The 10,809-nt window shown below is 36.6% G+C and carries 11 protein-coding genes; 10 read left to right on the top strand and 1 reads right to left on the bottom strand.

Annotated elements, in window-relative coordinates; translation table 11 throughout:
* The first annotated feature begins 571 nt into the window (after positions 1 to 571).
* The 7 genes from J4051_RS10325 (at position 572) to trxA (ending at position 6,543) form a co-directional block, all read left to right on the top strand.
* Positions 572 to 1,615, top strand: a complete 1,044-nt coding sequence (locus tag J4051_RS10325; protein ID WP_208233784.1) for a GNAT family N-acetyltransferase — start codon at positions 572 to 574, stop codon at positions 1,613 to 1,615.
* Between the two features lie 309 nt (positions 1,616 to 1,924).
* On the top strand, positions 1,925 to 2,557 hold the full coding sequence (locus tag J4051_RS10320) for a Crp/Fnr family transcriptional regulator (protein WP_208233783.1): 633 nt from the start codon (positions 1,925 to 1,927) through the stop codon (positions 2,555 to 2,557).
* Positions 2,558 to 2,623: 66 nt separating this feature from the next.
* Entirely contained in the window at positions 2,624 to 3,436 is an 813-nt protein-coding gene (locus J4051_RS10315; RefSeq protein ID WP_208233782.1) for a sulfite exporter TauE/SafE family protein, read from the top strand.
* A 146-nt stretch (positions 3,437 to 3,582) separates the two neighbouring features.
* Positions 3,583 to 4,992, top strand: coding sequence for an MBL fold metallo-hydrolase (locus J4051_RS10310; protein WP_208233781.1), 1,410 nt, complete (start codon positions 3,583 to 3,585; stop codon positions 4,990 to 4,992).
* Positions 4,993 to 5,323: 331 nt separating this feature from the next.
* Positions 5,324 to 5,593 (top strand): heavy-metal-associated domain-containing protein, encoded by a 270-nt coding sequence (locus J4051_RS10305; protein WP_208233780.1) that lies wholly within the window; start codon positions 5,324 to 5,326, stop codon positions 5,591 to 5,593.
* An 11-nt stretch (positions 5,594 to 5,604) separates the two neighbouring features.
* On the top strand, positions 5,605 to 6,234 hold the full coding sequence (locus J4051_RS10300) for a Tll0287-like domain-containing protein (protein ID WP_208233779.1): 630 nt from the start codon (positions 5,605 to 5,607) through the stop codon (positions 6,232 to 6,234).
* Positions 6,235 to 6,246: 12 nt separating this feature from the next.
* On the top strand, positions 6,247 to 6,543 hold the full coding sequence (gene trxA, locus J4051_RS10295) for a thioredoxin (protein ID WP_208233778.1): 297 nt from the start codon (positions 6,247 to 6,249) through the stop codon (positions 6,541 to 6,543).
* 30 nt (positions 6,544 to 6,573) lie between these two features.
* Here trxA and J4051_RS10290 read toward each other — a convergent pair whose 3' ends face one another.
* Entirely contained in the window at positions 6,574 to 7,629 is a 1,056-nt protein-coding gene (locus J4051_RS10290) for an AI-2E family transporter (RefSeq protein ID WP_208233777.1), read from the bottom strand.
* Between the two features lie 443 nt (positions 7,630 to 8,072).
* Between J4051_RS10290 and J4051_RS10285 the strand changes: the two genes are divergently transcribed.
* The 3 genes from J4051_RS10285 to J4051_RS10275 all read left to right on the top strand — a co-directional run bounded on the left by J4051_RS10285 (position 8,073) and on the right by J4051_RS10275 (position 10,629).
* Positions 8,073 to 8,657: a methyltransferase domain-containing protein gene (locus tag J4051_RS10285; protein WP_208233776.1), complete on the top strand. Its 585-nt coding sequence runs from the start codon at positions 8,073 to 8,075 to the stop codon at positions 8,655 to 8,657.
* A 159-nt stretch (positions 8,658 to 8,816) separates the two neighbouring features.
* Positions 8,817 to 9,677, top strand: coding sequence for a class I SAM-dependent methyltransferase (locus tag J4051_RS10280; RefSeq protein WP_208233775.1), 861 nt, complete (start codon positions 8,817 to 8,819; stop codon positions 9,675 to 9,677).
* 91 nt (positions 9,678 to 9,768) lie between these two features.
* The gene (locus J4051_RS10275) at positions 9,769 to 10,629 is read left to right on the top strand and encodes a hypothetical protein (protein WP_208233774.1); all 861 of its coding nucleotides are present in this window, start codon (positions 9,769 to 9,771) and stop codon (positions 10,627 to 10,629) included.
* The last annotated feature ends 180 nt before the right edge of the window (positions 10,630 to 10,809 follow it).

Here is a 10,809-nt window from a genome sequence, read left to right as displayed (position 1 = left end):
TCAGGCGGGAGAGGTGGTTGAATTTTATAGAAAATCATCAAATGTCAAACAAATTTCACGAATTTTTAAAATATTGCATCCATTTCTTTGTGAACTTTTGTGCCTTCTTTGTGACCCTTTGTGTAATAGCTTTTTTTAAGTCACGGACTTGCCCGACCAGCCAGGGGCGGGTTACACGAATACTGCAAAACTCATCTTCGTCCATGATACATAAACAGATAGCCAGGATTTAAGTAAATTTCACGAATTGTAAGGCAAGACTTAACCCTCATTTCACACAAACTCCCCTACGCTCTCCCCTCCTGCGTCTCTGCGAGAAATAATCACCTAACGCAATAATTCCAATAAAATAAAATTATCGGATTAATGAGCTACTGAACAAATAATTGTGAAATTTTAAAGTTAAATATGTATTTTTGGAATATAGTTTCAACCGTCAACCCGAAAACATTAAAAGACCTGAGGTGAAGTGATGTTGCAAACTTTAACCCAAATTGAACTCACTGTTAATCATTGGGAGATGACATTGTACAATATAGGTTTATATTGAATTCGTTATTAAAATAAATCCATGATTGAAGTTATAAAGGATAAGGAACAATGGAATGAGCAATTGACATTGGTTGAGCATTCGGATTTTTACTTTACTTATGACTATCATCATATTTCTAAAAATGATAACGAATTACCAATCCTTATAAAATACACCGATGGTAATTCGACTTTGGTATTCCCTTTGCTTTTAAGACCAATCGAAGACACTAATTATTTTGATGCCGTATCAGTATACGGCTATGCCGGGGTTTTGGCTGTGCACATCGATGAAAAGTTCAATAAGGAAAATTTTCATAAAGAACTCAACGCTTTTTTCAAAGAGTTAAAAATCGTCTCTGTTTTTTCGAGACTTCATCCGTATTTGGAATATCAGGAGTCGCTTCTTGACGGTTTTGGGTCCATTGCTACTCTTGGTCCTGTGGTATATATAGACCTGAATGACAGCTTGGATGATCAGAGAAAAAAGTTTAATAGGCGAATGAAGACCTATTTAAACACCTCACGAAAGACCTGTACCGTAATTGAAACGAAACGGGAGGATCATTTACACGCATTTATAAACTTGTATAGAGAGACCATGAACCGGGTCAATGCCGACAAACAATACTTCTTTGATGAGCAGTATTTTCATCAGCTTTTGTCGAGCAGTGATTTTAATGCGACATTGTTGTTGAATATTCATAATGACTCACAGATCATTAACGGTGGTGCCTTATTCATAGCAAAAGGACCATTTGTACAATATCATTTATCTGCTCTTAATGAAGACTTTCATGATCCAAGCTGTATTAAGCTCATTATTGATGAGATGCGTATCAAATCTTCCAATGCAGGATTTGAATATTTAAATCTTGGTGGTGGTAGAGGCAGTAAGAAAGATTCACTTTTCGCATTCAAAAGTAATTTTTCGAAGAAAGTTAAAAGTTTTAAAATCTGGAAACATATCGTTGATGAAAAGGCTTATAAAACACTTGTGGAAAATCACTTACGACACTCAGTAGAAACTGGGCCTATAGACACTGAATTTTTCCCAGCTTACCGATCAAATATCAATTCATGATTCATAGTGCAGCTTATTCGCATCCGTCTTTATTATCCTCCTACTATCTTAAACTTAATACCTAGGATGTAGACTTAAAACGCTTTAATAAATCCACAATCTCGGGTAATACACCCCACTACTGGGAATAAAAATTGAATCTCTATCTAACATAATCACTTACTTTCTTATCTTGAACCAATAATTTAGAAACATGAATAGAAACTCATCCTGTTTGATTGGGAATGAGTCATCAACCTTTGATTACACAATCAAAAGACCATATAATTTTTGAGACACCAATTTTAAACCACCAAATGCAATTAGAAAATGATCAATCAATTAAAAGAAAGTTACGGGCACATTTTTGAAGATGGATTGCTCGATGAAATAGTTCAAGTAGGAACCTTTAAAGAGATTCCTGAAGGTTTTAAAATGATGGAAATTGGCGAGTATGTAAAATCCATGCCATTGCTTATTTCTGGAGTTATAAAAGTATTACGCGAAGACAATGAAGGCGATGAGCTTTTACTTTATTATTTAGAAAAAGGCGAAACCTGTTCTATGACCATGACCTGTTGCCTGGGCCAAAAACAAAGTGAAATCAGAGCCATTGCAGAAACGGACACCAAACTGATCATGATTCCAGTAGGTAAAATGGAAGAATGGACTGCGAAGTATAAGTCCTGGCGAAATTTTGTTTTTGAAAGTTACCATAATCGCATCAACGAATTGCTGATGACCTTAGATAGTATTGCATTCTATCAAATGGACGAAAGGTTGACACAATATTTGATTGAAAAAGTGAGGGTCAATGATACTGATATTATCAATAACACCCATCAAGAAATTGCTTATGACCTTTACACTTCTCGGGTAGTCATCTCAAGATTATTGAAAAAAATGGAGCAACTTGGTAAGATAGAACTCGGCAGAAACTATTTAAAAATAATTAATCTATGACTATGTAACCAATGTTACCGCAATTACCATGAAAACGGGGTATTTTTGTCACATAAGTTATAATGAATGGAATTAATTGAGATTTTTGGATATATAAGCGCTTTGGCCATTGGCATTTCATTAGGTATTATTGGTGGTGGTGGTTCCATTTTGGCCGTACCCGTTTTAGCATATCTATTTTCAATTGACGAAAAGGCTGCAACAGCATACTCGTTGTTTATTGTAGGTGCTAGTGCATTGGTAGGTGGAATAAAACAGCATAATAAAGGATTCGTAGATTGGAGGACCGCAATCGTATTTGGGGTTCCGTCAATTGTTGGCGTCTCCTTGGTAAGATATTTCGTGGTCCCAGCATTGCCTGAATTGTTATTTACGATAGGCGATTTCGAATTTACAAGACGAATGGGCATGTTCGGGTTTTTCGCCTTATTGATGATTCCTGCAGCGTTCTCAATGCTCAAAGAAAATAATAAGACCGCTTTAAATAAAGACCAGAAAATCAAATACAACTATCCCTTAATTGTACTCGAAGGTCTTCTCGTGGGTGGAATTACCGGTTTGATTGGCGCAGGCGGTGGGTTTTTAATCATTCCAGCACTTGTCATATTGGCAAAGGTGGAAATGAAAGTTGCCGTTGGTACTTCCTTGATGATTATCGCATTCAAATCGCTATTAGGCTTCCTTTTGGGAGACGCCTTGACCATGACCATTGATTGGGCATTTTTGGCATTATTTACCGGACTGTCATTTGTAGGTATATTTATTGGCAGCTATTTAAGTAATTTCATTAATGGCAAAAAACTAAAGAAAGCTTTTGGTTATTTCATTTTCGTTATGGCTTTCTTCATTTTCTACATGGAGTTTATGGTAAAACATTAATTTGTAACCTAGGTTACTGCATAAATTGATAAGAGGTCTTACTTTTGAACAAAACTTACTCCTTAAGACATAATCATATAAGGAAAACTCACAAATAATTAGTAAACTTTCTCGGAGCGTATCGGGAAAACAAATTTTTTAAAACTATGAAAATAGAGCAAATTTATACGGGTTGCTTATCACAAGGCGCCTATTATATCGAAAGTAATGGCGAAGTCGCAGTCATAGATCCGTTAAGGGAAATACAACCCTATCTTGATAGGGCAACGAGAGATGATGCTAAAATCAAATATATTTTTGAGACCCACTTTCACGCTGATTTTGTTAGTGGCCATGTGACACTTGCAAAAGAAACGGGAGCGGCAATTGTTTTTGGACCTAATGCCAATCCTTCCTTTGATGCCATCATTGCCAAGGACGGTCAAGAATTCAAACTTGGGAATATTACCATCATTGCATTACATACGCCGGGGCACACCATGGAAAGCACTACGTTTCTTTTAAGAGATAAAAACGGTAAGGATCACGCCATTTTTAGTGGAGACACTTTGTTTTTAGGCGATGTGGGCCGTCCTGATCTAGCCCAAAAGATGGGCGAGTTGACAGAAAGGGATCTAGCTGGTTTTCTGTTTGAAAGTCTACGAAGCAAGATTATGCCCTTAGCCGATGATGTGATCGTTTATCCCGCACATGGCGCAGGTTCTGCATGTGGCAAAAACATGATGAAAGAAACGGTGGACACTTTGGGCAATCAAAAAAAGATGAACTATGCGTTGAGAGCCGATATGACCAAAGAAGAATTTATTGATGAAGTTATCGATGGTTTGTTGCCTCCCCCATCCTATTTCCCACTTAATGTGAAGATGAACAAAGAAGGTTATGAAGATATCGACGCTATTTTAAAAAGAGGTACCCAAGCCTTATCTGCCGAGGCTTTTGAAGCCGCTGCCAATGAAACTGGCGCCGTGGTATTAGATGTCAGAAGTCAGGAGGAATTTGCCAAGGGACATATTCCGAGGTCTATTTTTATCGGCCTCGATGGCGGTTTTGCACCTTGGGTTGGAGCTTTAATTGCTGATGTTAAACAGCCAATTCTATTGGTCACCCCAGAAGGAAGAGAAGAAGAAACCGTGACGCGATTATCGCGCGTGGGATTTGATAATACCTTGGGCTATCTTAAAGGTGGTTTTGCAACCTGGAAAAAAGAAGCTTTTGAATATGATACGGTGACTTCTATCCAAGCCCTAACCTTTAAAGAAGTTATCGCTACAGATAAGGTCCCGATTTTTGATGTCAGAAAAGAAGGCGAATATCTATCAGAGCATGTATTGAACGCCAATAACACGCCTTTAGATTATATCAATGATCATTTGGCAGAATTTCAATGTAACCAAACATTTTACGTGCATTGCGCGGGTGGCTATAGGAGCATGATCGCCGCCTCAATTTTGAAAAGTAGGGGTATCCATAACCTCATTGATGTGGCCGGTGGATTTAAAGCGATAAAAGAAGCAGATATTACGGTTTCAGAATTCGTATGTCCTACGACATTATAAATCGATCACTTTAAATGACCTGGGGTCTCGTCTGACCGGTATGGGCGGGCGAGTTGATGAGGTATTCTGGGTTTCGAGTTCAGAGTTTAGAGTTTATTTACTTTTATCATAATTAAACAAGCAGGAAGTTATGACGTAAAGTTTCACAAAGTCAAACACAAATTACACCAAGATTTTTGCTAAATTCCTCTTTGTTTCTTTTGTGATATAACCATAATTTTTAAAATTCCCTGTCGATCGAGAGACAGGCAAATATTAATAAAACGAAGCGAAACCTCGGCAAATCAAATTACAAAACAAAACCCATTAGTGGTATAAAACATATAAAATCATGAACACTTCAATAGTTGTACAAAATCTAAAATGTGGGGGCTGTGTCAACACCATCACTACCAAACTTTCAAGTATCGCAAACATTAGTAATTTGCAAGTAGATGTAGAAGAAAGCAAGATATCTTTCAGTTATTTGAATGAAGCCGATGCGATCCAAGTCAAAGAAAAATTAAAACATCTTGGGTATCCATCGGTAGAAGACAGTAATTCTTTAACCTCAAAGGCAAAATCCTTTGTAAGTTGCGCCACTGGCAAACTTTCGAAATAAAACTTATAAGAATGAAAAACATAGCTTTCGTATTTATCGTATTCATATCCTTTTACAGCTGTAATGATGGTAAAAAATCCAAGAGCATTTCAGTAGAGAAAAAAGTAGATCAACAGCTCCATCAGGAAAAAACAGCGTCATCAACAATTGTTGACACTACCATCTATGCTGAACGTGGTTTGCAATATGCATTGAGTGCGCAAGCTGTTTTAGGGAAAAACCTAATGCAAGCCATCCAGAAGGACGGCACCATAGGTGCGTTATCCTTTTGTAATGAAAGGGCTTATCCTTTGACAGATAGCATGGCAGTGGTTAATAATGTACGCCTGAAACGTGTTTCTGATAAACCTAGAAATCAGGACAATCAAGCCAATGCTGTGGAATTGGAAGTTATAGAAACCTACAAAAACACTATTGCAAACCAAGAGGCTCCCGAGCCATTGGTCCAAACATCCGATACCGGCGTACAGGTGTACTACCCTATTTTAACAAATCCTATGTGTTTGCAATGTCACGGGAAGCCGAAAAACATTGAACCTTCTACACTTAAAAAATTGACCATTCTATATCCAAAAGATAAAGCCTTGGGCTATGATCTTAATGAAGTAAGAGGCATTTGGAAGGTCACTTTTAATAATTAAAATCTATAAATAATGAGCAAGTTTTCAGAAATAATAAACCAAGACAAACCTGTATTAGTCGATTTTTTTGCCGATTGGTGCGGTCCATGTAAAATGTTGGCGCCAATTTTAAAAGAGGTAAAGGATAGTTTAGGCGATGGCGTATCGATTATTAAGATAGATGTTGATAAAAATCAGCCGTTGGCGGCCAAATATCAAGTCCGTGGTGTTCCTACCATGATCCTATTTAAAAACGGCAAACAAGTTTGGAGACAATCTGGGGTGATTCAAAAAGATGAGATTATAAACATCATCAAAACGAGCAATTAAAGTTGTCAAAACGGCGGCTTGACCGAGAGTTTAATTATGGCTTTTGGAGACTTCATATTTCCTATTCATTGGGGTTATATACAGTTCCTGTACCAAAATAATAACAATAAGCATCAATGGCGTGGCAAAGATCACCCCTAAGAGTCCCGTTAAAGCCCCAACGAAAATTTGGGCCAGTATGATGAGTGCGGGAGGAATCCGAATCAAATGATATTGGGCTTTTGGAGTGATAAAACTGCTTTCAAAAAGTTGAATGGCTAGATACATAACTCCGATAATAATCGCCAGATTGAGGTCTTGTGAAAGTCCAACAAGTAACGCTGGAACTGCTGAAATTAAAGGCCCAAAATTGGGAATAAAATTCAATAGCCCGGCAAGGATAGATAAGGTAAGCCAATGCTTGACATCAAATAGCAATAGGCCTATAGCCGTCAAAACGAACACAGCAAACATGGCAATAAATTTTCCAGCAAGCCATTTGGTAAGACTTGTTCCTAAATTATCCAAGACTTCTTTGGCTCTTTTTCGATGGGGAGGCGGAACAAGTTCGGTAATACCATTAACATACAAATTTGGAGCAATGGTAAAAAATATACCAGTTAAAATGATGATATAAATATTAGCGATACTTCCAAAAGTGGTTATAAAAAATGTGGAAACGAAATTGGAGAACTCTTTAGAAGAAGTAATTTCATTGGCCCAAGCCAAAACGTCCCGACCGATGTCGCTTTGCTCAAGAAAATCCTTAAGACTCTCCGTCAATTCTGGGAGGGATTCTTTTAACGAAACCGTTTGACTCCAAATTGTGGCACCGACCAAATACATCATCCCACCAAGAATTAAAAATGATCCAAATACAGAGATGGCCATTGAAAGCTTGCCATTCAAATGGAACTTACGCTTTAAATACCCGCTGATCCCTCTGAAATAACAAGCAATCAATGCGCCGGCCAAAACCAGCATGACAATATTAAATGTAGCTTCAAATATGAGAAGTATGACTGTAATCAAGGCAAATATCAATCCTGCAATCCAAACTTTCTTTGAATAACTTAGGCCTTGCTCCGTGTTAATCTGTTTTGACATAAAAAAATTTAATTTTGAAAGTTAACCAATATTACTCTAATCCTAAGCTAAAACTAAAAATTGCAACTATTGGTTTTCTTCACTCTCTTCAATTTTAATACATTCATTTGAAAATGAGGTTCGTATAAACAGATAACTTTTTTCTAAAAATTACCACCAGTATAAAGCATCTTAATAATCCAATAGAAATCATAGTGGCGCTTTTATATCACACAAAATAATCTCCGACTCATTAAGTAAACATTCAGCTCTTTTGCACAAAGTCCTAGTATCGTAAAGATTTGTAAAAATATGCCAACTCAGGCGCTGGGATTTCAACTTAATTGAGACCAAAATAGAATCTAAAAATGGATGATAAGGTGATTATCTCATATAAAAGCAAATGGAATTTTGAAAAAGAACATACATTTGGATGTTATCTTGATAATTTAAATAAAAAAATAGTGAATTTAACAGAAGAGTATTGGGACACGCGTTATAAAAACAAAGATATGGGTTGGGATTTGGGAGAGATTTCACCGCCACTCAAAACGTATTTTGATCAGTTGACCGATAAGGAATTGAAGATTTTAATTCCAGGTGGTGGCAATTCTTACGAAGCCGAATATCTGCACCGTCAAGGATTCAAAAACATATATGTCGTGGACCTCTCCAAAACGGCCTTAAATAACATCAAACGACGGGTGCCCTCATTCCCTTCCGCACATCTCATTCACAAGAATTTTTTCGATTTAGAAATGTCATTTGACATCCTAATTGAACAAACTTTCTTTTGCGCACTAAATCCTAATCTAAGACCGACCTACGTTAAAAAAGCTTCTGAATTACTCTATGAAAACGGAAAAATTGTAGGTCTACTTTTTAACGTGCCTTTAAATATTGAGAAACCACCTTTTGGCGGAAACAAAACAGAATATATAAATTATTTCGAAGCTCATTTCAAAATCCAATTGATGGAACCGGCTTATAACTCGCATCCATCAAGGACCGGAATGGAATTATTCTTTATGGTTCAAAAGAAAAATTAATTTTATCAATAGCCCACAGCATTCATAAACGTAATTGTTGAATTATATTTTTTCAAATATAAAATTGATGAAAAAATAAATTTTTTAAACAATTAGTTTATCTTTATATCCTGTATCCCCACAATAAAAACAATGCAAACCATTAGTACATAAGACCTTATGAGCATCAAACCAAAGCTCGTCCTCTATCAAATTCTTTCAGGCACATTAGGTAATGCACTCGTTTTTCTTAGACCTGAAAAGGCGCGCCAGCTTTCAGAGAACAGAATTGCGCTCGTGCATAGAAATAAAAAAAACATGAGTATTCCGGAACGATTAATGCGTGCCGCTCTGCTAAATAAGCTTGATAAAATTCAAGATTATGATACCATAGCTGAACAAAATCGCAATTTTTGGATCAACCATTCGGCCACAGAATTATTTTCGGAATTAGAAGATACCTTCAACACGGATTTCATTCCACATTGCACCTTCATATTTGAACTGCTGAAAAATGAATTATCAAATCAGCCAGAGGAATTTAATACCATCGTAGAGATTGGGACTGGAAATGGGGATGTTTTAAACTATTTAAGTTCAGAGTTTCCTAATATCAATCACTTCATCGGTATCGATCTCAGTCAAGATCAGATTGAATTAAATAATGGCAAATATAAAGCGAACAAAAGGCTCGAGTTTGTAGCCTCAGATGCACTTGATTGGGTTAGAGAAAATGGCAGCGACCAAACCATTTTTGTCACTTCTAGGGGAGTTTTGGAGTATTTTACCGAACCTCGATTGCAAGAACTTTTCAAGGTCATTCACGGACTGGGAAAAACTATATTTATAGCTATTGAGCCTAATGGGGCCGACCACAATTTTGACACCAACCCCAATTCCCAACTGTATGGGCACGAGCCTTCGTTTTCGCATAACTACCCTAAACTTTTTAAGACGGCAGGTTTTAGCTTATGGCATTTTTCACAAAAAGTATGGTATAAAGCTAATGATATGCAAACGTTTGTTGGGGCAAAAAATTAGTGAAATTTATTTCTAAGAATTAAAATTAACATGAGACTTGTTGTCTTTACAACGAATCAAGGCATATAAGAAGTAATATTATTATAAAATTATGGGTGACTTTATAAGAAAAAATGAGATTTGGGTGTTTTTAACTCTTGGTCCCATAGTGAGTGTTTTTTTTGTTTATGCCAGAGTACAAGGACTTTTTCCGAGGTTTGTATATACCAATGGCCGTTTTTGTATTCTTTTATTGGTCTTAATTATTTTAGTCAAATATACAAGGGGCATTCAAGGCGTGAAGGACATCTTTAAACCGATGTTAAATTGGAAAGTTCATCCTAAATGGTATTTGTTCAGTTTACTGTTCGCCTTTGTAATAGGCGGATTGACGTTGTTCCTGAAAGGTATCTACACAGCAGGCGATTATTCATTATTTTTAAAAACAAACTTTGGAGTTTTAACCTTTAGGGGTATTGTGGCATTATTGGTTTGGGCCTTCCTTGGCGAAGTGGTTTGGGTGAGTTATTGCATCCGCGAACTGTCAAAAAGAGTAAAACCATTTTATGCGAGTCAAATTGTTGGTTTCGTATGGACTTTATGGTGGATCCCCGTGGTTATTCATGGTGAAGGCGTTCTTCCGGGCATTCCAATAGTGTCGCTGGGCATCTTTATGTTGGGAATCGCGGGGATGTGTACGATTGTTTATGGTCACTCTAAAAGTGGGCTTTGTGTATTGTTATTGCAATTTGCTTTAAATATTTCTCTAAATGCATGGTCCGTTTCCCCAAGTACAGGAGGCATCCCAACATTTACCGCCTTTTCTATAATTTATTTTTTAGCGATGCTTGGCTTTATGTATTTTATGAATCCAATAGAAAAGTTTAAACTATATAACCTATCCAAAAAGGATCCCATAGCCGAAACCACTATCGAAACCCCAGAAATTATCGAACGGGTATCTTCTGAATAACCATCTCATCGGATTAAAAAGTTAGCATTTTCATTTTGAACGATAAAAGAAACAATTTATCCAATTTCTCCTGATTATGTTTAGCATAATCATTAAATTTAATTGATATTCCCGTTTAAAATTTATTATAACTAATTTAAATAAGGCCTATCTTAGAGCATGAAAATTAGTTCTAAATCT

This window comes from Gelidibacter pelagius, assembly GCF_017581925.1.
In the GTDB taxonomy this organism is placed as follows: Bacteria; Bacteroidota; Bacteroidia; order Flavobacteriales; family Flavobacteriaceae; genus Gelidibacter; species Gelidibacter pelagius.
Note: the sequence above shows the minus strand (reverse complement) of the source record. Positions and strands in the feature narration are given on the sequence as shown.

What these genes read in the sequence shown, in the direction of transcription:
- J4051_RS10325 (WP_208233784.1), top strand. Translation starts at nt 572, where the DNA reads ATGATTGAAGTTATAAAGGATAAGGAACAATGGAATGAGCAATTGACA.
- J4051_RS10320 (WP_208233783.1), top strand. Translation starts at nt 1,925, where the DNA reads ATGATCAATCAATTAAAAGAAAGTTACGGGCACATTTTTGAAGATGGA.
- J4051_RS10315 (WP_208233782.1), top strand. Translation starts at nt 2,624, where the DNA reads ATGGAATTAATTGAGATTTTTGGATATATAAGCGCTTTGGCCATTGGC.
- J4051_RS10310 (WP_208233781.1), top strand. Translation starts at nt 3,583, where the DNA reads ATGAAAATAGAGCAAATTTATACGGGTTGCTTATCACAAGGCGCCTAT.
- J4051_RS10305 (WP_208233780.1), top strand. Translation starts at nt 5,324, where the DNA reads ATGAACACTTCAATAGTTGTACAAAATCTAAAATGTGGGGGCTGTGTC.
- J4051_RS10300 (WP_208233779.1), top strand. Translation starts at nt 5,605, where the DNA reads ATGAAAAACATAGCTTTCGTATTTATCGTATTCATATCCTTTTACAGC.
- trxA (WP_208233778.1), top strand. Translation starts at nt 6,247, where the DNA reads ATGAGCAAGTTTTCAGAAATAATAAACCAAGACAAACCTGTATTAGTC.
- J4051_RS10290 (WP_208233777.1), bottom strand. Translation starts at nt 7,629, where the DNA reads ATGTCAAAACAGATTAACACGGAGCAAGGCCTAAGTTATTCAAAGAAA.
- J4051_RS10280 (WP_208233775.1), top strand. Translation starts at nt 8,817, where the DNA reads ATGAGCATCAAACCAAAGCTCGTCCTCTATCAAATTCTTTCAGGCACA.
- J4051_RS10275 (WP_208233774.1), top strand. Translation starts at nt 9,769, where the DNA reads ATGGGTGACTTTATAAGAAAAAATGAGATTTGGGTGTTTTTAACTCTT.